This window comes from Mucilaginibacter phenanthrenivorans, from assembly GCF_024721155.1.
Lineage (GTDB): Bacteria > Bacteroidota > Bacteroidia > Sphingobacteriales > Sphingobacteriaceae > Mucilaginibacter > Mucilaginibacter phenanthrenivorans.
Map to the genome: position 1 here is coordinate 12,149 of NZ_JAHVAP010000008.1, position 23,167 is coordinate 35,315.

Annotated in this window: 16 protein-coding genes; 6 read left to right on the forward strand and 10 right to left on the reverse strand. The window is 41.5% G+C overall.

Going from position 1 to position 23,167, the window contains the following annotated elements; translation table 11 throughout:
- Positions 1 to 92 precede the first annotated feature (92 nt).
- From KXD93_RS19610 to KXD93_RS19620, 3 genes are all read right to left on the reverse strand, one after another.
- Entirely contained in the window at positions 93 to 716 is a 624-nt protein-coding gene (locus KXD93_RS19610; protein ID WP_258139048.1) for a hypothetical protein, read from the reverse strand.
- Between the two features lie 57 nt (positions 717 to 773).
- Positions 774 to 1,553, reverse strand: coding sequence for a hypothetical protein (locus KXD93_RS19615; RefSeq protein WP_258139049.1), 780 nt, complete (start codon positions 1,551 to 1,553; stop codon positions 774 to 776).
- A 117-nt stretch (positions 1,554 to 1,670) separates the two neighbouring features.
- On the reverse strand, positions 1,671 to 2,660 hold the full coding sequence (locus KXD93_RS19620; RefSeq protein ID WP_258139050.1) for a chitinase: 990 nt from the start codon (positions 2,658 to 2,660) through the stop codon (positions 1,671 to 1,673).
- Positions 2,661 to 2,840: 180 nt separating this feature from the next.
- On the opposite strand from KXD93_RS19620, the gene KXD93_RS19625 reads away from it, so the two are divergent.
- From KXD93_RS19625 to KXD93_RS19635, 3 genes are all read left to right on the forward strand, one after another.
- Positions 2,841 to 3,392, forward strand: coding sequence for a cob(I)yrinic acid a,c-diamide adenosyltransferase (locus KXD93_RS19625; RefSeq protein WP_258139051.1), 552 nt, complete (start codon positions 2,841 to 2,843; stop codon positions 3,390 to 3,392).
- A 233-nt stretch (positions 3,393 to 3,625) separates the two neighbouring features.
- On the forward strand, positions 3,626 to 3,847 hold the full coding sequence (locus KXD93_RS19630) for a DUF2795 domain-containing protein (RefSeq protein WP_002996718.1): 222 nt from the start codon (positions 3,626 to 3,628) through the stop codon (positions 3,845 to 3,847).
- Positions 3,848 to 3,962: 115 nt separating this feature from the next.
- Positions 3,963 to 4,112 (forward strand): lmo0937 family membrane protein, encoded by a 150-nt coding sequence (locus KXD93_RS19635; protein WP_143167258.1) that lies wholly within the window; start codon positions 3,963 to 3,965, stop codon positions 4,110 to 4,112.
- A 73-nt stretch (positions 4,113 to 4,185) separates the two neighbouring features.
- Here KXD93_RS19635 and KXD93_RS19640 read toward each other — a convergent pair whose 3' ends face one another.
- A complete protein-coding gene (locus tag KXD93_RS19640; protein WP_258139052.1) occupies positions 4,186 to 4,872 on the reverse strand; it encodes a 2-C-methyl-D-erythritol 4-phosphate cytidylyltransferase in 687 nt (228 codons plus the stop codon).
- A gap of 116 nt (positions 4,873 to 4,988) precedes the next feature.
- Positions 4,989 to 6,038 carry a tRNA preQ1(34) S-adenosylmethionine ribosyltransferase-isomerase QueA gene (gene queA, locus KXD93_RS19645; RefSeq protein ID WP_258139053.1) on the reverse strand — a complete coding sequence of 350 codons (1,050 nt, stop codon included), beginning with the start codon at positions 6,036 to 6,038 and terminating at the stop codon, positions 4,989 to 4,991.
- A 282-nt stretch (positions 6,039 to 6,320) separates the two neighbouring features.
- Between queA and KXD93_RS19650 the strand changes: the two genes are divergently transcribed.
- Entirely contained in the window at positions 6,321 to 7,568 is a 1,248-nt protein-coding gene (locus KXD93_RS19650; protein ID WP_258139054.1) for an ABC transporter permease, read from the forward strand.
- A 101-nt stretch (positions 7,569 to 7,669) separates the two neighbouring features.
- On the opposite strand, the gene KXD93_RS19655 is transcribed toward KXD93_RS19650, so the two are convergent.
- Positions 7,670 to 10,993 carry a PAS domain-containing hybrid sensor histidine kinase/response regulator gene (locus KXD93_RS19655; protein WP_258139055.1) on the reverse strand — a complete coding sequence of 1,108 codons (3,324 nt, stop codon included), beginning with the start codon at positions 10,991 to 10,993 and terminating at the stop codon, positions 7,670 to 7,672.
- Positions 10,994 to 11,100: 107 nt separating this feature from the next.
- On the opposite strand from KXD93_RS19655, the gene KXD93_RS19660 reads away from it, so the two are divergent.
- Entirely contained in the window at positions 11,101 to 12,387 is a 1,287-nt protein-coding gene (locus tag KXD93_RS19660; RefSeq protein WP_258139056.1) for a citrate synthase, read from the forward strand.
- 206 nt (positions 12,388 to 12,593) lie between these two features.
- On the opposite strand, the gene KXD93_RS19665 is transcribed toward KXD93_RS19660, so the two are convergent.
- The 3 genes from KXD93_RS19665 to KXD93_RS19675 form a co-directional block, all read right to left on the reverse strand.
- Positions 12,594 to 13,643, reverse strand: coding sequence for a SusE domain-containing protein (locus KXD93_RS19665; protein WP_258139057.1), 1,050 nt, complete (start codon positions 13,641 to 13,643; stop codon positions 12,594 to 12,596).
- A gap of 79 nt (positions 13,644 to 13,722) precedes the next feature.
- The gene (locus KXD93_RS19670; protein WP_258139058.1) at positions 13,723 to 15,318 is read right to left on the reverse strand and encodes a RagB/SusD family nutrient uptake outer membrane protein; all 1,596 of its coding nucleotides are present in this window, start codon (positions 15,316 to 15,318) and stop codon (positions 13,723 to 13,725) included.
- A 28-nt stretch (positions 15,319 to 15,346) separates the two neighbouring features.
- Positions 15,347 to 18,316 carry a SusC/RagA family TonB-linked outer membrane protein gene (locus KXD93_RS19675; protein WP_258139059.1) on the reverse strand — a complete coding sequence of 990 codons (2,970 nt, stop codon included), beginning with the start codon at positions 18,314 to 18,316 and terminating at the stop codon, positions 15,347 to 15,349.
- A 346-nt stretch (positions 18,317 to 18,662) separates the two neighbouring features.
- On the opposite strand from KXD93_RS19675, the gene KXD93_RS19680 reads away from it, so the two are divergent.
- Complete coding sequence (locus KXD93_RS19680) at positions 18,663 to 19,799, forward strand: alpha/beta hydrolase (RefSeq protein WP_258139060.1); 1,137 nt, start codon at positions 18,663 to 18,665, stop codon at positions 19,797 to 19,799.
- Between the two features lie 96 nt (positions 19,800 to 19,895).
- Here the strand turns inward: KXD93_RS19680 and KXD93_RS19685 are convergent, their stop codons facing one another.
- Positions 19,896 to 23,132 (reverse strand): amidohydrolase family protein, encoded by a 3,237-nt coding sequence (locus KXD93_RS19685; RefSeq protein ID WP_258139061.1) that lies wholly within the window; start codon positions 23,130 to 23,132, stop codon positions 19,896 to 19,898.
- Positions 23,133 to 23,167: the final 35 nt, after the last annotated feature.

Here is a 23,167-nt window from a genome sequence, read left to right on the forward strand (position 1 = left end):
CTTCAGATTTCCATTATCCACCTACTCCCAGTACAAAGTGAAGCCTATGAGTTTGGCAGTTTTAAAGCGAACATCAGACCATTTTATCATATTTACCAGCAATGTGAGCAGATTCTTGTAATAAATTCAGCCATGTGAATTGTTTTTTCGGGAGAAACGGGATCGTAGTCGCCTATAATAAGTGAGTGCTCAACCACTTCGATCATGAAATTATCCATCCGTACATCCATTACCGCATTTCTGAAATTCCGATCAATGGCACGGGTTGCCTTTTCCCGGTCGTTGATTAACACATAAAAAGTATCGCTAAAGGGCTTATCCTCATCAAAGTCGAGCTCAACTGGGTGAACCAGTTCAATAATCTTATCAGCCAGTGTTTCACGACGAATTAATACCCGGCCAAAATCGTTTTTCAAATAGGCGAGCGCCCAAACCTGGTATTTAGGGATCTCAGCTATGCCTTGCCTGCCCGCCACCCGCGACACGGTTTCAACAAAAAGAATGTAACAATCATTATTATTATCCTGTTTAATAACAAATGAGCCCCGGATGTTTATGCTGACATAACCCCGGAAAACCTCGAATTGCTCAAGCTGGAAATTTATATCGTAAGTTAACTGAATTCCAAATTTTGCCTTCAACGCTGTGTAGGTATCATTATACCAGTCAATTGTATCCGATGTTAGCGCAATTGTATCAAAAGGGGAGTTGTCCATTAAAAATTTAGTGTTTCTCAAAAATACTTAATGAATGTTAATAAACAAAAGACATGCTTATTTCCACCATTGTATCTCTCCCGGTTTTTTAGCATCCTTGTTTGCAGCCATTTCAGTAGCCAGGCCCTGCCAACCGTTTTTTAAATATTTTGCGTTAGGCGAAAAATCACCCGCGCCGATATCAAGGTCGCCACTATTTGGGATTCTGAAATCGCCCCAGTTACAGCGCTGGATCAATCTTTCATTATAGGAACGCCACTCGCCAATAAACTGGTTGTTAGTAAAGCTATCTGAAGCGGAATCTATATCATCATATTTTGCGTTGCCATCCTTGTCAACATAGAATTTTGATATGAATACCCCCTTAAATTTTCCTGAATGCCTTTGTTTTTTATCTTCAGAAAATGAATAATCGCCAACTATAACAAATTGCCCCTTTATCCCCGTGTTTTTATACATGTCATCAACTCCGTTTGAGGTCACTTTGCGCTTCCTGATGTTTGAGATGGTGACGGAGCCCCGAAATTCTTCTATATTGGTTTTAACCATCGATTTACCATATACATAGTAAGTATCGGCTAATACATTGCTTTTTGTGACCGATATAAACTTAATGCGGATTCGCTCATAAGTATTGCCGATAAAACCATAAACAATAGCATTGTCGGTCTGGGTAAATAGTTTTGAAAAATCAAAACGGATAAGTTGCCCCTTCAGTTCGGGTGGGGCAAGGTCCTGGGCCTGAAGTTGCTTTTTTTTAAACAATTGGGGCTCTGATTGCCCAAAGGCAAAAAAACAATAAGCAAGCAGGATGAAGGTAAATAAGGTGTTTTTCATGCTTAGGTAGTTAGAAGTTACACGATTTACAAATTCAATTCTGAAGTTAAATACTATCCCCCTTTTAAAATTGGGATAAAAGAGCCTTAGCCTTGCGCTTAGGTGCTACTAAGTTAATTAAAAAGGCTTCATTTTTCCGCATGAACAGGCACAATTTGCGTCAGAAATCCCAAGTTCCTTTAAAAAATGCTGGTAGAATCCTATCCGGTCGGTCATGCTAAAGATATTTTCGCCTTTATTACATTCTACTTCGCCATTTATAATATTGATGGTCATGCCAAAGCCGGGCACACGGTTTGCAGCCTTATCGGCGGCGTTGGGTTGCCATTTACCAATCATTACGTCGTGCGCAGATGGTTTGGCGGTTTGGGGCGTCATCCAAAAATAGATTGCTGTTTTAAAAGCTGCAACCGGGTCTGTCTCTACCAGTTCAGGATTATTCAATAATATTTTTTTATCGCCGAAAATACAATCAGACGCATAGCCGTAATTGCCATTGTAGCTAATTTGCAGCGGTCCGCGGCCATAATATTTCTTTCCGGGCACGGCAGGGTAGGCGTCATTATCAGAAATATAGGGCAGCGATGTATTGTTTTCATGGATGAACATTAAACCATCGTCGTATTTGCCATTTTCACCATGACGGGTTTCATGTGCTATATTGGCAAAAAATGCGGCTAATTCCTTTTTGTTGGTTTGCAGGTCCTTTTCGGCGCAGAAGTTTCCGTAATTTATCACATAGGTGCTATCTGGTTTCTTTTTGGCCCAATCCTCGTTCCAATCTTCATCCTGGCGGATAGTAGTTGATTTACCGGTACTTTTATCGGTGCGGATGAACTGGTAGATGGAAATACCACGCCGGGTTACCTTAACGCTTACCTGGCCCAATTCGTTTATAGCCTTTACAAAGGCTGTATAGGTATAAAACTTATCTCGTTGCGGAAATAGTGCGTTGAACTGCGACTCGCTTAAAAAGCTGGTTACGGGAGTTCTGGGAGCCGCAACGCTATCAGCTGTTTTGGGATTGGTTGTCCCGGCACAATTTAAACCGGCGAATAATATTACAGCAAGTAAAAATGGGGATATACTATAGAGGGATTTTTTCACGGTATTATTTTTAATACTCAAAGTTGGGAATAAAATTTATATAACGCTCAAAAGGGTGTAGTGTTTCCTTTTATGAAACTATGTAAAATTTAAACCCAAAATGAAAACATCCCGAATCAAAGTCATAAATTCGATCCCGGTGATTATCGGGACGAACATCCGATATCCGATTTCAAAGAAATGAAGATATATACAAAAACGGGAGATAAAGGCCTTACATCATTAATTGGTGGCACGCGCGTGGCAAAGTATCACATCCGCATTGAAAGCTATGGCACGGTTGATGAACTTAATTCTTATATTGGCTTAATAAGCGACCAGGAAATTTCGGCGCATGATAAAAAGATCCTAAAGGAAATACAGGACAGATTGTTTACTGTTGGTGCATCCCTGGCAGCCGATCCGGAAAAATCAAAAATGGTGATACCAGATCTTCATATCGAAGATATTGAATTGCTTGAGCAGGAAATGGATAAAATGAATGAAACCCTGCCGGAGTTGAGGCATTTTATTTTGCCGGGTGGCAGCAATACCATATCTTATTGCCATATTGCACGCTGTGTATGCCGCAGGGCTGAAAGGATAACGGTCCATCTTGCTGAGGAAAGTAAGGTTGATGAAAAAGTGACTATCTATTTAAACAGGCTAAGCGATTACCTGTTTACACTGGCAAGGAAGATAGGGCATGAAAATAACGTGCCTGAAAATAAATGGATGCCAAGGAGTTCATAGTTAATGGTTGATAGTTCATGGGTGGAAAGAAAAAAGTTAGTAGCGTAGGGTGAATTGCGATGATCCATGAACAGCAGGCCATGAAATACACCATACAATTGCCATTTTTACTATGAACTATGAACCATTAACCATGAACTGAAATTAAATGAGAAAAAATATTGATAATCGAATAAAAAATATTATACTTTTGCGAAAAAGTAAATTTACCGAACAAAAATAAATTATAGAATATGTATTGGACACTTGAATTGGCATCACACCTTGAAGATGCGCCCTGGCCTGCAACAAAAGATGAATTGATTGACTACGCTATCCGTTCCGGAGCGCCTGTTGAGGTTATTGAAAACTTACAGGCATTGGAGGATGACGGTGAGCCATACGAGAATATTGAAGAGATATGGCCTGATTACCCTACAAAAGATGACTTCTTTTTTAACGAAGACGAGTACTAAAGTGCTTGTAAACAGCTAAAAACCTTGCTCAGCAGGGTTTTTTTGTTGGCGCCCCTTTTTGGAATGGTTTTGGTTAATGTGAAAATGTAACATTATCAACTAAAACTTTTACAAAATGAGAAGCTTACTTTATTTAATCGCAGTTATCCTGGTAATAGGATGGATCTTTGGATTTTTTGTTTACCCGGTTGGCGGGGGACTTATCCACGTTCTTTTAGTAATAGCTGTAATTGCCTTGCTTTTAGGGATAATCAGAAGGGCATAGTTCTTTTAGTTCATAGTTGATGGTTCATAGTTTATGGTAGAAAAGATTTAATCCAGCTATGAACTATGAACCATTAACTATGAACTTTCTTCAAAATCACCTCCGCAATAGCCAAATCTTCAGGGAATGTGATCTTAATGTTTTGATGACTCCCTTCAACCAGGTTTATTTTTAACCCTATCTCTTCAATTACACTGGCATCGTCAGTAAATTTTGCTTTGTACGGCTGCAGGTACGCTTTTTTTATTTGTGCCGATTGAAATGTTTGTGGCGTTTGTACCAGGTAAACATGATCTCGGATTAAGCTTTTCGAGTTTTCGTTCTCCACTAGTCTCACCGAATCTCGGCTTTTAACAGCCACCACTGCGTTGCCGTGTTCAGCAGCATGTTTGTACGATTTTTCAATAATGTTAGCGCTGATCAAAGGCCTTACCGCGTCGTGCACCGCTATTAGTGCATCTTCATCATTGCTTATTAAATCCAGTCCGTTTTTTACTGAATGGAAGCGGGTTTCGCCGCCGGTGACCAATGAATGTGGGATGGTGAAATTATACTCAACACAAAGCTGTTGCCAGTAATCATGGTATTCAGCCGGAAGCACTAAAATGATGACTGGCTTTAGCGCCGATCCATAAAAAGCTTCAATGGTATGCATTATAACGGGTTTATCGCCAAGGAGTAGGAATTGTTTAGGTACAGCAGCCTGCATCCGGGTTCCCGAACCACCTGCCACTATTATTGCATAAGATTTAAAAGTCATTGACATTATCGTTCAAAGCTAAAAATCAATCGGGATTAAACATGAAAAAGCCCCTTTTAATTTAAAGAGGCTTCTTGTATTTAAAAAATCCGAAATCGAAAATTCGACTTCCGAAATTATATGATCAGCATGGCATCGCCATAGCTGTAAAAACGGTATTTTTCTTTAACCGCAACTTCGTAAGCGTTCATTACGTTTTCGTAACCGCCAAAAGCACTAACCATCATCAATAAGGTTGATTCCGGTGTGTGGAAGTTGGTGATCATTGAATTGGCAATGCTGAAATCGTATGGCGGGAAAATGAATTTGCTGGTCCAGTCGTTTGCTGATTTCAAGGTTTTATTTGCAGATACTGCTGATTCAATAGCACGCATTGAAGTGGTGCCTACCGCACAGATCCTGCTTTTACGTTCAATTCCCCTGTTTACAATATTTGCCTGCTTTTCCTCGATAATAAATTGCTCCGAATCCATTTTGTGCTTGGTCAGATCCTCAACCTCTACAGGGCGGAAAGTGCCTAAGCCAACGTGAAGCGTAACTTCTGCAAATTCAACGCCTTTAAGTTCAAGGCGCTTCATTAGCTCACGGCTAAAGTGCAAACCTGCTGTAGGCGCCGCAACCGCACCTTCGTGCTTTGCGAAAATAGTTTGGTAACGCTCTTTGTCTTCGCTTGTTGCCTTGCGTTTGATGTATTTTGGTAGCGGTGTTTCGCCAAGGATCTCGACATTTTTGCGGAATTCCTCATCGGTGCCGTCAAACAAAAAGCGAATAGTGCGGCCACGTGAAGTAGTATTGTCAACAACTTCAGCAATTAGCAGGTCGTCATCGCCAAAATATAGTTTATTGCCTACGCGGATCTTGCGTGCCGGGTCAACCAATACATCCCATAAACGCAGTTCTTTATTTAGTTCACGTAATAAGAAAACTTCGATAGTTGCACCGGTCTTTTCCTTATTACCATACATCCGGGCCGGGAATACTTTGGTGTTATTAAGGATCATTACATCCTTGTCATCAAAATAATCCAAAACATCTTTAAATATTTTGTGCTCAATTTTGCCTGAATCGCGGTGTAAGACCATTAATCGTGCTTCGTCGCGAATTCCGGCAGGGGTGTGGGCAACCAGTGATTCGGGCAGGTTGAACTTAAATTGAGATAATTTCATGTTAAATGATATGAATTTTCAAGGGCGCAAATGTACGGAATTATTTTTGATTTTACCGATTGTAAAAATGATTGCACCGATTGAGTATAAAACGATTACGTAGAATAAAATAACTATTGCATTGGTTGATTATAAATTACACAGATTTTTAATAATAGTTTGCAATGTTGTAACTTAATTACAATTGGATGGTCTAAAAGTATCGAATGTTGACTACTAATCAATAATCGCTGTCCCGATGACTTTCGGGGTGAATGCTAAAATCTGTGTAATCACAATACTATGCTGTTTTTAAAACTTTTCAGGGAGAGCTTTTTATTTGCCTACGATGCCTTAAGGCAAAATAAGCTGCGCACCTTTTTGTCATTACTTGGGGTTACCATTGGGATTTTTACCATTATTTCTGTTTTTTCGGCGGTCGATACTTTGAAAAATAATCTGCAAAAGAGTGTTAACAAGTTGGGTAATAACAGTATTTATATTCAAAAGTGGCCTTGGGTAAATAACGAGGATTCACCCTGGTGGAAATACCTGCAGCGCCCTGATCCGAAACTTCGCGAGTTTGAAGAATTGCAAAGACGCAGTCAAACCGCTATAGCAGTTTCCTACGAGATAGATATTGATAACCGGATAGTTAAATACCAGAGCCATACCGTAGATGGTGCACAAATAAGCGCAGCATCACAGGATCATGATAAAACCTTTAATTTTGATTTTGAAGACGGCAGGTATTTTACCGAATTAGAATCAAGGTCCGGTAGTCCGGTTACCGTTATAGGGCACAGTATAGCTGAAGATCTTTTCCCCGATGGTGGGGCCGTTGGTAAACAGCTGAAGATAATGGGCCGTAACCTTATGGTTATTGGCGTGTTTAAAAAGGAGGGCCAGGATATTTTAGGGATCTCCAGCGATAAGCAGATCTTATTACCATTGAATTTTGCCAAAAATGTTATTGATGTTCAAAGTGGCAACTACGGCCCTAACATAGTGGTTCGCGGAAAACCGGGAATAACTGATGTTGAGGTTGAAAGCGAGGTAAGGGGTATAATGCGCTCACTGCGACGGTTGAGACCCGATGTTGAGGATAATTTTGCTTTAAATAAAACAACCATTCTTTCAAACCAGCTCGATATAGTTTTTGGTGTACTTAAAAAGGTAGGGTTTATTATCGGTCTTTTTTCAATACTCGTAGGCGGTTTTGGCATTGCAAATATTATGTTTGTTTCTGTTAAGGAACGCACCAATATCATTGGGATTCAAAAATCATTGGGTGCAAAAAACTACTTCATCTTATTGCAGTTTTTAATTGAGTCGGTGGTTTTATGCCTGATGGGGGGCATAATAGGTCTCTCAATGGTGTTTGGGGCAACTGCCGCCGTTAAAGCGGCTGCTGACATACAGGTTGTACTTGATATATCGAACATCATTTTTGGTGTGAGCCTCTCGATAGGCATTGGAATTATAGCTGGTATCATTCCGGCATATTTTGCAGCCAGGCTTGATCCTGTTGAGGCAATAAGGAGTAATTGAGGGAGTCAGTAAAGTCTGAAAGATTGTAAAAGTTGTTACGGTTTATTTTTAATATAAGACCTTTACAACTTTTACAACAACTACAACCTTTAAAGCATAAATCAATCAACCACTTTCTCAACCGGATTATAATACCCGGAAACCTTCTCATATAAAGTATCAGGTACAAATGGCTTGGTTAAGTAGTTACACATGCCTGCCGCCAGTGCTTTGTTACGCGTTTCGGGCATAGCATCTGCTGTAAGGGCTATAACGGGTGTATCAGCGTTTGTTTTTCTTATGAGCCTGGTAGTTTCAAAGCCGTCCATTACCGGCATTTGCAGGTCCATTATGATAAGGTCGTAATGGGTGGCAGCAGCCATTTCAATTGCCAACTCGCCGCTTATTGCTTCGTCAACTTCCACGTGCCATTTCTTCAGAAATTTTGATGCTATCATCAAGTTCATCTTGTTGTCATCAACAACCAGCACCCGCATTCCCTGCAGGCTGCGCCCGATGTTGGTGTTGGCCGCCGGTGATAGCATGTTGTTATTTTTATCTTCCTGTTTAGCTATATGAAACGCAATTGAAAACGAAAATTGTGTTCCCTTGTCCAATTCACTTATCACTTCAATATTGCTTTGGTGAAGCTCAATCAGTCGTTTGGTAATGGCGAGGCCTAACCCTGTGCCTCCGTAATCATTTTCATGGGTTTGCGATTCCTGCATAAACGGATCGAAAATTGAGGCGAGGCTTTGTGCCGATATCCCTATCCCTGTGTCGGTAACAGTAAATCTAACGGTAACCTGCTCCCCGCGGATGGCTTCCTTTTCCAGTTGAATGCTTACCTTTCCTTCATGTGTAAACTTAACTGCATTGCTTAACAGGTTATTCAGCACCTGGCCGAGACGCACCTGGTCGCCGATCAAATATTCCGGGATGCTGGAGTCTATAATCAGGTCGATCTCGAGGTCCTTTTCTGCTGCCCTTGCATAAAACGATTGTTTTATTTTCTGCGCCAGGTTAAAAACACTGAATGGTAATGGATTTAGCGCCAGTTTTCCAGCTTCAATTTTATTATAGTCTAAGATATCGTTAATGATCGCCAACAGGTTCTCGCCCGAGAATTTGAGGATATTTAAATATTCAAGCTGTTCCGGCAATGGGTTTTCGCTCAGCAAAAGGTTGGTTGTACCAATTACAGCATTCATCGGCGTCCTGATCTCGTGGCTCATGATGGACAAAAATTCCGATTTAAAATGCGACGATTTTTCGGCCTCTTCTTTCGCCGAGATCAAAGCCTGGGTGGCCCTTTGCCTTAGCGTGATATCCTCTCCAATACTGGTAACTTCCCTTATCGTCCCGTTTTCGTCATAGCTTACAGTATTTTGCCAGTTGATGTTGCGTACCTCGCCATTTCGGCATATCACAGAACTGATGTATTGCGCCTCAAAGCTTCCGTTGATGAACCACCTTGCCAATCCGTGTCTTTGATCCTCTGGTAAAAATTTTTCTAACCAGTTTAAGCCTAGTATTTCATTCTGATCATAGCCTAATATATGTGCCATGAATTTATTGCAGAATATAAGGGTCCCTTTTTTATCAACTGATATTGCCGGCATTTTGATGGTTTCCAGTACCAGTTTATACTTATTTTCGGTACGGAGGTAATCTATTTCGGCTTGCTTCCGGTCTGTTATATCTTGTATGGTGCCGATAACCTTGCGCACTACGCCATCGTCGCGGCGCAATAGCTTACCAATAATAATGCTCAGGTACTTTATGTTTCCCTTTGGCGTAATTATTCTGTATTCGTACGAAGTGTGGGTAATATTTGAAATATCCTTTAAATGCTGTTTCAGAATATGCCTGTCGTTGGGATGGGCGTACTTTACTAATAACTTAATGATGCTGCCCTCGGTAATGGTTTCCGGGTTAACTTCAAAAATATTGTTGATCTCATCGCTCCAGGTTAGCTTGTTTAGAGCTATGTCCCACTTCCAGTTGCCTATTTTGGCAATAAGCTGTGCTTCTACCAGTTCAGCCTGGCTTCTTTTTATCTTTTTTTCGGATAATTTAACTTCGGTGATATCCTGCAAAATTCCAATAATGCGTTTTACACTACCATCGCCAGCCCTCAGGAATTCGCCCTTCAAAATCTTAATATACTTTAATGATCCTGATGGCGTAATCAGCTTATGTTCAAATTCTTTGTTATCAATTTTATGAATATTGGTTAGGTAGTTGTATGCCTCCTCCCGGTCATCAGGATGTACCAGGCCTAAATAATATTCAAATTTTTCAACGTTTTCCGGGATGCTGCCAATTTCTAAAATGTTTAATAAGCTTTCTGATAAAAATGTTTCCCGTGTTATTATATCAAAATACCAGTTGCCAATTTTGGCAATTGATTGAGCCTCGAGCAACAGCGTTTCGTTCTCCTTTAGCGCATCAGCATATTTTTTCTGTTCGGATATATCAGTTACCGATGCCGAAACGCGCGATGTGTAATTTCCGTTGCGGTCATACACCGGAACTAGTTTTGCGACAAACCACCGACCGGTACCGAAATCGGAAGGATAAGTTATAGAAACAGGTTTGTGATGTTCAATAACATAGTCCATTGCATCGTCAAACTTTTTGGCTTTTTCAGGGCCTAAAACATCTACCAGCCTTTTACCTATACACAATTCGGGATCAATTACCCGTCCCTCTACCCGGCTGAACCAGGTATTAAGGCAAATTTTATTTTCGTCGAACTCGAAAATTATATCATTCAATGAATTTATAAGTGCGTCGAGTTTTTTGCCGCTCTGGCGCAATTTTTCTCCGCTGGTCAATAAGCTTTTATTCAGCTCGTTTACATTACCTAAAGCCTTTTTAAACCTGTGGTTATAGGCCATCCTAACCAGGAACGACACGTACGCAATAAACGTGAATGCCGTCAGCATGGTTGCCAGTATCGTAACGGATATGTGCGGTGCTGCTGAAGTGATATAAGCGGTTGAGGTGATCAGCAGGTTAAGCGCACAAAGTGCAATAAACTCCCATCGCTTTTTACAAAGCAACGTAAGCACTATAAAGATGGCTACCGAACTGAATAAGTATACGTGTTCAAACCCATTCAGGCTGAGCAGGATACCGTTGTTGATTATTAGAAAAGATACGATGGTGAGATACCGGCTGGCAGTACTGAAAAAACGTTTGGTATAAAATGAAAGGAGCAGGGCCACTAAACAAATTGCACTATTTATTGCACGCAGCCAAAGAGGATCGAACGATTTATAGAAACACAAGTAGTGAAGCGCGGGGCTGGTAATCAGCAGGCCTGTTAGCAATAACTGGCAAACAGTATTATCGTTTTGTATAAATGGTAATAACCTGCTTTTAAGTGGCATATTAGCCTGTTTTTTTAATGAATTATAGATAGTGGTTGTAAATGGCATCAAGGTTCGGTTAAAGATATTGCATGAAAATTTTACAAAATGTCAATTATCTTAAGGGCTATTAATACGCAGATTTCGTTACATTTGTTGCAAATAAATATTTTCCTATGTCGGAGACAGCACAATTAAAGATTGGCGATAAAACTTATGATCTTCCCGTTATTGAGGGTACCGAGGGTGAAAAAGCAATTGATATTTCAAAATTACGCGACCAAAGCGGTTATGTTACCTTTGATACCGGCTATAAAAACACAGGCGCAACCAAAAGCGCAATTACATTTTTAGATGGTGAATTAGGCATTTTAAAATATCGTGGCTACCCGATAGAGCAGCTTGCCGAAAAATCGAGCTTTATTGAAGTTGCCTATTTACTTATACATGGCGAACTGCCAAGTGAAAAGGAGTTAAGCAATTTTCAGTACGAAATAAGCCGTCATACCCTGGTACACGAGGATATGAAGAAGTTTTTTGACGGTTTTCCGTCAAAGGCACACCCTATGGGTCAGCTGTCTTCGCTGGTTTGTGCGTTGTCTGCATTTTATCCGGAATCACTAAAATCAGTACAAACCGAGGAAGAGCTTCATTTAAGCATTATAAAAATGCTTGCAAAAATGGCTACCGTAGTTTCATGGATCTATAAGAAGTCATTGGGACATCCGCTGATCTATCCGCAAAATAAATACGATTATGTTACCAATTTTCTGCACATGACCTTTGGTCAGCGTACGGAAGATATTCAGATAGACCCGGTAATTGTAAGTGCGATGAACACATTGCTGATATTACATGCCGACCATGAACAAAATTGTTCAACTTCTACGGTACGTATCGTGGGATCGTCTGAATCTAATATTTATGCTTCTGTTTCTGCCGGTATTTCTGCATTATGGGGCCCGTTGCATGGCGGCGCAAACCAGGCAGTAATTGAGATGTTGGAAAAGATCAAAGAGGATGGGGGAGATACCGACAAATGGATCGCCAAGGCCAAGGATAAAAACGATCCTTTCCGTTTAATGGGATTTGGTCACCGCGTATACAAAAACTTCGATCCGCGTGCCAAGATCATTAAAAAGGCATGTGATGATATTTTAGAGAAACTGGGTATTGATGACGAAGTGCTGGAGATAGCAAAGAAGCTGGAAGAAGTAGCCTTGAAGGATCCGTATTTTGTTGAGCGTAAGCTTTACCCGAATGTTGATTTTTATTCGGGCATTATATACCGCGCACTTGGTTTCCCTACCGATATGTTTACCGTACTGTTTGCACTGGGCCGCCTGCCGGGCTGGATTGCACAATGGAAGGAAATGAAAGAAAACAAGGAGCCTATTGGCCGCCCGCGCCAGATTTACGTAGGCGCTGTAAATAGGGAATACGTTGATATAAAGAACAGGTAATTTCCCTTAATTTATAAACATGATGGTTCATAGTTTGCGAAGGTAAATTGTGAACCATTTTTGTTTTTTGAGGATTACATCAATTTTTTGAAAGGATATCTAGCTTAAGCTAATGATCAATGCGTTTATTTTCAATTGATAATCGTAAGTAATAAAAAAGACCCGCTGGTTTTCACCAGGCGGGTCTCTCAATCAAACTCTCCGTACTATTGTTTAATTAGCCTGTATATATAATATGCAGGATGACTTAGGTCTAAAGTTATTTTATAAGTACCTGTTTCGGCTACAGGGATATTTTCTCCGCCGTATTTCAAAACTCCGTTTGCAGGTTTGTTGTCGCCGAGATTTATATCCCATGCATCATTTGCTCTGAATTTTACAAATAATCCACCTGTAAGAGTTACAGTGGCTGACCAAACCTTATTGGTTGAGTCATAGGTAAGCGGCGTACTGCTGTTCCAGCCGTTTGGCGTAGCATCACCAATTATACCCCATGCTGTTTTGGTTACAGACCAGGTTTTGGCATTAAGATCGCCCTTCAATAAAAAATATCCGGTTGAAGGAACTTTAAGATTGCCGGCACCACCGTCAGTACTTAAAGAGCCTGCACCGCCATCGCCATAGTTGGTGTGATTCCAATCCGGATCACTAGTATATTTAAATTCCAACGAACCAGCGTCACTAAAGTTCACATAACCTTCATAAGTTTTATCATCTTTAACCGAAGATATTCTTTCAGCGGTAGGCGGGGACCACCCCTGGTACGCTCCGGGCACGTAAAGAGACGGATATGTAATAATAGAAGCATATGGCGTAACTGTAATAGTAAGAACATTTGAATATGCGGCGCTAACGTTTGTTCCCAATTCGGATTTTATACGTGCTTCAACTTCAGCAGTTGTTCCGGGAATTAACCCCATGTTAACTAATGCATTATTAAAGTCTGAAACTTTGTAATCAAATGACTTACCGCTCACACTAACATTAGTAGCTTTTGCAAAATTGTCACCTTTTACATCAACTTGTAAAGTGTAAGTTATTGCGGCTTTGTAACCGTAACTACTTGGGGTAAAATTGAAGGATAACGCAACATTATCAGCGTTTGCGCTGGTCAATACCACATTGTCTGCCGTCGCTGTTAGCGCACCGGGTTTGCCGTTAGTTGCCACAACTTTTGTTTCATCCTTTTTACAGGACGACAGCATAAGCAGTAATATACCGCTAAATGCTAAAAATTTTGTAAAAATAGTTTTCATATTCCTTTTTGATATTTATTAAATCATTTAAACAATAATCAAGCAAGGACAATAATAATCGCCCTTGCTTACGCATTTCTTATTTGTAACCTGGATTTTGAATCAAAGTTGGATTGTTAACTAAATCGGTTGAAGGAATTGGCATTAGGTTCAGGTCAGATGAAACACCTTTACCATCCTTAACTCCGCCTTTCCACGCCCATAGGTAGCTGGCATCAGTGAACTTGCCAAAACGGATTAAATCAGTCCTTCGTTGCATTTCGAATAGCAGTTCACGACCGCGTTCATCCAAAATGAATTGAAGATTTAAATTGCCGGAAGTAATATTACCCGAATTACTGCCATCATAAGCACGGGTACGCACAAGGTTAACATAGTTGAGGGCCGTAGCTAAATCTCCACCTGATCCTCCACGTAATACTGCTTCAGCATAAATAAGGTATACGTCAGCTAAACGGAACATTGGGAAATCAGTGTCAGGGAAGTTGCCGGTAGGATCAGAGCCGGTAACGCCTGTCGAACTAACGTTTCTGAACTTTTGAATTGCATAACCATCCGTAAACGTGTACTCATCGTTTATTTCGATGTTTTGGCCCGTTGTGAAGAATAGAGCTCTTTGGTCAGTTGCTCCACTTGGGTCCGAAAATAAACCAACATATTGTTTGGTGGTGCGTAACCCGGCCCAGCCGCCGTTAATACCAAATTTTGCAGGATCCATTTTGCCACCAACCTGGGCGTGTACAAGATAGGTCATTCCGCCATATCCCTGGGTGTGGATGCCATCAGATTCGATAGGGAAAATTATTTCCTTAGAATTATTATTATCTGCCAGGAACAAATTTTTATAATGTGGCTCAAGTGTATAGCCAGCCGCGATAACCATTTTAGCATAGGTAATTGCGTCTGTGCTGCGATCGGTACCAGTGTACACCTTCGCATTTAGATAAAGTTTTGATAAAAGCGTCCAGGCTGCGGCTTTATCAGCCCGGCCGTATTCAAAACGAGGGTCGCCCATATCGCCTTGAATTGCTTTCAATTCACTTTCTACATAAGCAAATAACTCCGCACGCGATTTTTGTTTCGGAAAAAAAACACCCACCTTGTCGTTTTCAGTTATAAATGGTACACTTCCGTAAAGGTCAATTGCGTGATAGTAGGCAAGAGCCCTTAGAAACCTGGCCTCTGCGCGGTATTGTTTGGCTAGTGTTAAATTATTGCCAGTTATACCATTGGCGCTTAGCTGCGCATCGGTAGTTTGGCGGATAAATTCATTATCAACAGCAATCTCATAAAAAATGCGATCATACATTGCCCTGATAAATTCGTTTTGAGCAGTCCAGTTCATGTCGTGCAAATCGTGCACAGTTCCATCGTTCCAAACAATTTGTGCCTCGTCCGTAGTAAGTTCTTCCATATTGAACAACTCACGCAGGTAATTCGAGAAGCCCTCGTCAATTCCAACTATATCCGCATTGCCGGCAGGGCCTTGTTGGCCGCTTAGTGCGAATGCAGTGTATAACTTGGCTAAAATTTGTTTGTAATTGGAAAAATCCTTGTAAACGTTTGCGCTGGTAGACTGACCGAGCGGCTGCAAATTCTTTTTACAGGATGTAATGGTGACTGCTATGCCAATAATTAAAATGGCTAACAGCTTTTTTAAATGTTTAATTTCCATAATACTTTATATATATCTTATATTCTACTTAAAAAGTAACATTTACACCAAGCGAATAAACTCGCGGTCTTGGGTAGATGTTGTTATCAATTCCTGTTGAAACTTCCGGATCAAGGCCTGTGTATTTGGTTACAACAAATACATTTTGAACATTACCTGTGATTCTTAAGCTGGCTGCACCCGCAATTTTTCCGAAGTTGTAAGTCAAATTAGCATTATCCATGCGTAGGAACGATGCATTTTCAACATAATAGTCAGAGTAGAGCTGGTATTGTGAAAAATTGGTTTTCAAAATACTGTTCGGAATATTATTCAGATAGCCCTGGAATTTTAAGCCTGCATACGCACCGTTACTGGCCTGCACCGCGTTGTATACGTAGTTGCCCAGGTTAGCGCGTAATGTGAACCCAAGATTCCATTTTTTATAGTTAAGATTTGAATTGAAACCCATAAACACCGAAGGGTTCGGTTGTTTGTATAGATATTTATCGTCTGAGCTCGATCCGTTTCCGTTTCTGTCAACGTATACACCATTCAAAGGCATGCCGTTTGAACCATATACTTGTTGATAGACGTAGAATTGATAAGGGGTATACCCTGCTTTAAGCAATTGAATAGTATTTCCTACTCCACCGGGAATGCCACCAACCTGGATTATCTGGTTGGGATCATGTGTTGCTGAAATATTATCAACAGTTATTTTATTGTAAGATATGTTATAACCAACTGTCCAGTTTATATCCTGCGTAGTAATAGCATTTACATTTATGTTAAAGTCGATACCTTTTGTGTGGAGGTTGCCAATATTTGCAATTACGTGGTTTGTTAAGTTTGTACCGTCCGGAACTGGCGTGTCAAATAAAAGGTCTTTGGTTTTTTTGTAATAATACTCTAAACTACCGTTAATTTTACCGTTAAGAAATCCGTAATCAATAGCTAAGTTGGAGGTAGCTGTAGATTCCCATTTAATGTTTGTGTTGTATGCGTCGGGGCGAAGTGTGTTTATATAACTGCCGCCAAACTGGTATTGGGCTCCAATATTGCTTGGGTCATATACAGCAAGGTAAGCAAAGTTTGGACCAATATCTTGCTGGCCTGTAACACCATAACTGCCACGTAGCTTTAAGTCAGATACGAAATCAACACCCTTTAAAAAGTCTTCCTGTTTAAGGCGCCATGCTAATGCAACTGATGGGAAATAGCCATTGCGGTTTGCATTTGAGAATTTTGATGAACGGTCATCACGAATCGTGGCGGTTAACAAGAACTCGTCATTGTAATTGAAGTTTAACCTGCCAAATGGCGATTCAATATAATATTGTCCCGGGAATATAGCTGCCGCTGCACTTGTAACAGTTGTTTTATCTGCTGCATATGAAGCATAGGGCTTGGTGTAAAAATGGAAGTACTGGTAAGAATAACCTGCCTGTACATCCAGGTGACTTTTTATTTCCTTAAAATCCTTGGCGTATTTTAGGTAATAATCGGTGTTATAAGTATAGTTTTCGCCAAAATATTGGCTGAATGATCCTTTTTGGGCAAAGCTTGCAGCTGCTGTTGCAGGAACAAAAGTTTGGCCCTGGCCATCAGTAATGTCACCGCCAAATGTTGCATTAGCCTGTAGTTCCTTTAGGAATGGGAAAATATAATTCAATGATAAACTTCCTAAGCCTCTCTTAGTGGTTCCTCTTGCCTGCTGTTCGTTCAGCAAACCTAATGGGTTGCGTGGTGCCAATGTACTTGGGTTGCCATTTCCGCTAACATCAAGCCATTCAAAATAACCGCCATATTTTTGATTGCCAGAATAAACAGGCTGTGTAGGATCGAATCCAACTGCGGCACCGATTGCACTTTGATTTGCAAAATGCCTGTCGGTATAAGTGCCTTTTAAATTGAAATCAACCTTCAAGCTGTTACGTAGAAAGTCGTGATTTAAATTTAATGCAACAGTAGTCCTTTTTAAGTTGTCTCTTTTTAAAACGCCATCCTGGTCTAAGTAACCGATGGCCAGGCGATAGGGTAGCCCCTTTACGCCGCCTGTGAAACTAATATTATTATCCGTTGAAAATGCCTGGCGATAGATAAGGCTTTGCCAATCGGTATTAGAAGTACCCATTTGAGCTTTTTGAGCATCGGTTAAACCAGCTTGCGGGCTGTTTACTACGCTACGAAACTGAGCCGCTGTTAAAGAGGGAGCTTCCTTGGTAATTTTTGATAATGAGTTGAGTGAGCTAAAATTAACAGTAAAAGGCTCATTACCCTTTCCCTTTTTGGTGGTAACTATTATTACACCATTTGAAGCGCGTGAACCGTAAATAGCAGTTGCAGACGCATCTTTTAAAATATTGTAGGATTCAATGTCATTTGGGTTGATAGTAGCTAACGGGTTATCAATACCTGGAATGCCTGAATTACTGATAGGTACACCATCAATTACGATAAGTGGATCATTACTGGCGGTAATGGATGCACCACCGCGGATGCGGATAGTACTTCCGGCACCTGGCGCACCACTGTTTGAAGTAATTTCAACACCCGATACCTTACCGGTTATTAATGCTTCTGGAGTAGTAATCGGCCCCTGGTTAAAATCCTTAGACGAAACGGATACCACAGAACCCGTAAGGTCTTTTTTCCTTTGGGTGCCATAACCAACAACAACAACTTCGTTCAAATTGTTGTTCGCTGGTTTTAAAGCAAAATCAATGGTAACAACAGAAGTACTGACAGTTACTGTTTTGTTGAGCGCAATGTAGCCCAGAAATTTTGCAGTAACTGTATAATTCCCGGGTTTTAAACCAGTAATCGTATAATTACCACCAGCGTCGGTAACGGTCCCGGTGGTAGTCCCGTCAATGCTAATGGATGATCCAGGCAGGGGTTGGTTTGTTTCATCAATTACCTTGCCTTTTATGCTTCCTGTTTGCGCAAATGCCATCGCCGACAGCATAAGAAAAGCGCACAGAAGAACATACTTTTTTGAGTAGTTTTTTCTCATATAATTCTTAATTTAAAAATAAAAAATGGGACACCTGGTGCCTCGAACAATTGGTTTGTTATTTTTGCTGTAACAGCATTGGCCTAATTTACATTTAGAACTAACAAAAGCAAATATTATATAAAAGATAATTTTAATAATCTTTTTCGTCTCATAATTAACTTTAAAGAAATGTAAAAACCGCAAATAAATTTTGAAGAAATCGTGGTTTTTTAGCTATAAATTTGTGAAAAACGAAGTTTTTTTAATTTCAGAGTGTTTAAATTACACAATTGATAATTTTACTTAAAGGTAACCCTTTTCCGGGAACGTTCCCGGAAAATAACTGTTAGCGTAACAATTAAAAATGGATAAAAAGAAAATTTTCTGCGCGTTTTGGCTTTTTGCCCAAAGTTTTTTGATTTTCGGGCAACAAAAAACAACCTTTAAAACAGGCAATTTATACCCTCTAAATCAGGCTGGCGAACGCCTTTTTCTGGCCGGTGATTTTAACGGTTGGAACCCCGCCGATAAGGCCTGGGAATTAATGCCGGATGGCCCCGGTTCGTACAAACTTTTAAAGGATTTGCAAAGAGGTATTTATCATTTTAAAATTACCCGCGGCGGTTGGCAAACTGTTGAATGTACAAAGGCTGGTAACGCCGTTGATAACCGGGCCATAAATATTTTGAATGACACAACCATTGTGATGAATGTTGAAAATTGGCAGGACAATTTTGCAACCCAGCCAAAACAACATACAGCCAGTGCACAAGTACACATCATCAGCGAAAAGTTTGGTATGCCGCAATTGGGCAGGCAACGAAGGGTTTGGATCTATCTGCCTGTTGATTATCAGTCCTCCGCCAAAAAATTCCCGGTAATATATATGCATGACGGACAAAACTTGTTCGATAGCTTCACATCCGGCTATGGTGAGTGGGGGATTGATGAGATTCTTGATAAACTTGGTGACAAAAAGGAGTGCATTGTGGTAGGGATTGACCATGGCGGCGACTATCGCATAACCGAATACGACCCTTATGATTCCAAATATGGCAAGGGCAGGGGCGACGATTATGTGGATTTTATAGTGAAGACGCTTAAGCCTTATATCGATTCACACTATCGAACTAAAACTAATGCCATAAATACAACTATTGCGGGCAGTTCAATGGGCGGACTTATTTCTATGTACGCTGCATTAAAATATCCACGTGTATTCGGCAATGCCGGAATCTTTTCGCCGGCATTTTGGATAGCGCCAGATGTCTATAAATTTGCTGAACAGCAAAAATTGCCGGCCACATCCCGGTTCTATTTTGTGTGCGGCGATTCGGAGGACGAAACCATGGTAGCTGATATGAAAAGAATGGTAACTATCATTCGCAGTAAAATCCCTGATAAGAAAAGATCGCCAGTGATAATTATAAAAGGCGCCAGCCACAATGAAAAACAATGGAACGGCGATTTTCCGGGATTTTATAGTTGGCTGATAAAGTAGTCGGAAAGTCCGGAAGCCGGAAAAGTCCGAAAGACAAGAAACTTCAGAAGTGTGCTTTTCATCTTTCGGACTTTACTGACTTTTTCGACTTTCGGACTAATCACCGTCCTGCGTGGTAAACTGGTAGGTTTCGGTGTTGCGAACCGGCAGATCAGAAATTGCACCGCGGTTTAGCTGCCACCAGAACGGTTGCCTGGCTTTTTCGCGGTTACCTATCTCGTTCATCGAGTCGGCATCGTACAGGCGGCCATTAACCATTACATATTTTATTTTTTCGCTGTTGCGGATGTCATCTAACGGATTGGCATTCAATACGATCAGATCGGCAAGCTTACCCAATTCCAGCGAACCTATCTCCTTATCCATTCCCAAATAGCTTGCGCCGTTCATGGTGGCGCACCTTATGGCCTGCATAGGCGTCATGCCGCCCTGGGCAAGCATCCAAAGTTCCCAATGTGCGCCAAGGCCCTGTAATTGTCCGTGTGCACCTAAATTCACCTTTGTTCCGCCATCGGCAATCTGCTTCACATATTTTGATACTTCTATGTGGCCGTAATCGCCGTATTCCGAAGTGCTTCTGCGCCTCGAACGTGCATCAACAATTGACTGCGGGGTAAAACTTAACAGATGTTCATTTTTCCAAACCTCGGTACGATCGTACCAAAAGGTTTCGCCAAACTGGGTGCCGTACGCCACAATCAGCGTAGGAGTATAGCCTGTTTTACTGGCGTTCCATAACGATTTTACATCCTTATAAATTGGCCAAACAGGGATGTTGTGCTCAATGCCTGTGTGTCCGTCCAATATCATGTTCATATTGGTAAAAAAGGTTGATCCGCCTTCAGGAACAACTTCCATCTGAAGTTGGCGGGCGGCTTCAATAACCTGCTGACGTTGCTCACGGCGGGGCTGATTATAGCTTTTTACGGAGAATGCGCCTACAGCCTTTAACCTGCGGATATTTGAAAGTGCGTCGTCAAAATTGTTGATCACCGCCTTGAAATCGCCATCGGCGCCGTATAAGATGGTGCCGGTTGAGTAAACGCGCGGCCCGACCATATTACCGGCCTTCAGCATTTCGTTCTGACTGAAAACCATTTCCGTATTGCTCGACGGATCGTGCGATGTAGTTACGCCAAAGGCAAGGTTAGCATAATAATGCCAGTCCTGCTGCGGCGAGATTCCATCAGGACTTGTTCCCAGGTGTCCATGCACATCAACTATGCCGGGCATAATGGTTGAGCCTGAAAGGTCATAAACCTTAGCACTGTCAGGCACCGCAATTTCGGTTGATTTTCCTATTGCAGTGATTTTATTTTGGGAGATGATCATCGTGCCTTTCTCAATCACTTCATCGCCCTTCATCGTGATTATCCTTGCGTTTTTAAATACAATTATGCCTGTAGGCACATCTGTTTTTAATTTCAGGTTGATATCTGTTCCGGCGGTGTCAATTGGCGGGGTTTTATCTGGTGCGCCATCAACAAATGGGAATGCATTTCGGATATCCCTCACAAAATACTTAGGCCCAAGTGTCCACATCAGCTTCTGGCTATCCTTGCTCCAATGGATATAAGTGCCGGCATCGCGGGTAAGCTTACTTAAAGGCAGCGCCTTATTAGTAGCCGACAAGTCCTGCGGACTACCGGTATAGATCATCGGTGTGATATAGCAATTAAATAACTCCGTGAAGGCCATCCATTTACCGTCGGGGCTTGGATTAAATTGTGTTGCGTATTTTGATGTGTACAAAGTTTGCTGGTTAGCTCCCGTGGTATCCATCACTTTATAGGCTTTTTTATCGCCCTCATTACTTTGGTAATAGATCTTCGAATCATCAGCAGAATATTGCGGGTAGATGCCATTGTCGATCACCATTTTTGGAGTGCCGCCATTTGCAGGGATGGTATAAATGCCCGGGTTTTTACCAAATGAATAGCCAGAAGTGCCATTTCCTTCGCCTTTTCTAAAAATTATCCTGTCGCCCTTGTTCGAAAATTTTGGTGAGTAATAATATCCTTTTTCGGCTGTGAGCCTGGTTACCAGGCAGGTGGTAAGGTCTATTTTATTGATGGATCCCTTTAGCTCGTCAGTCCAGTCGACATAAACCAACGACCTGCCATCAGGACTAAATGCCGGCTCATACTCAAAATCAGGGGTTGCTGTTATCCTGGTCGGTTTGCCATCCGGCAGGCCTTTTATATAAATGTAGCCTGCGGCGTTAAAGGCAATAACCTTTCCGTCAGGGGATGTTGTTACCTGGCGGATCATTTTTACCGGGAACTCATCCTGGAAAACCTTTTGCTGAAAATGCAGCGCATCAGTAATCGACTGTGTTGAAGTAACCTCGAACGGGATTTGTGTTGCATTTAGCGAAGTAATATCAAGGTTCCAGATCTTGCCCTTTGCGTAGAAAATAATATTGTTGCTGTTTGGCAACCAGTTAAAGTTTGGATATACGCCGAAAATCGCCCATGTTTCCTGCTGGTCATGTGACAGGCCATCATAAACCGGCCATTCCTCGCCGGTGCTTAAGTTGTGAATAAACAATACAGATTTAAGCCTCACCCGCTTTACAAAAGCCAACAGCTTACCATCCGGCGAGATCTGCGGACGGCAAGCGCCGCCGGTGCCGCCTGTAACCGTTTCAATATTCCCGTTCTGACGGTTTAATCTTTGGATGGCGTAAATTCCCTGGTTAGGGTCCTTATTATATTGAAAGCTGGGGCCGGGAGTAACGTCCTCGCTCCAATAAATGTATTTATTGTCAGGCGATACTATCGGCTCGCCTGCATCCTGCTGGTCGTTTTTGCGTTTAGTTAGCTGGATGCCGTCGCCGCCGGTTTTGTGGTAAAGCCACATTTCGCCTGCACCGAGGGAACGGAAACCCGTAAAATGTTTGCGCGCAACCAGGTACTGACCGTCCGGTGTCCACGAAGCATTATTTAGCAAGCGGAAGGTTTCCTTGGTAATAGAATGCTTGCCGCTGCCATCTGCATTCATAATCCAAATGTTATCTCCACCCTCCTTATCACTGGTGTAGGAGATGGACTTTCCATCGGGGCTGAAGCGGGGTTGTACTTCCCAGGCTTTGCCGCCTGCGATCAGCGTGGCCTTTCCGCCGGTAGCGGGGATGGTATAGATATCGCCCAAAAGATCGAAGGCTATTGTTTTACCATCGGGACTAACGTCAAGGTTCATCCATGTGCCTTCATCAGTAGTGATGGTTACCTTTTTTTGTGGAGCGTTGGGTGGGTTTTCCACGTTCCATTTTTGGGCTGATAAACCAAGCGAAAAGGATAAGAATATAAGAGTAGCGTAAATTACTTTCATGTGTGCGGGGATAATACGTCGCGAATTTATGAATA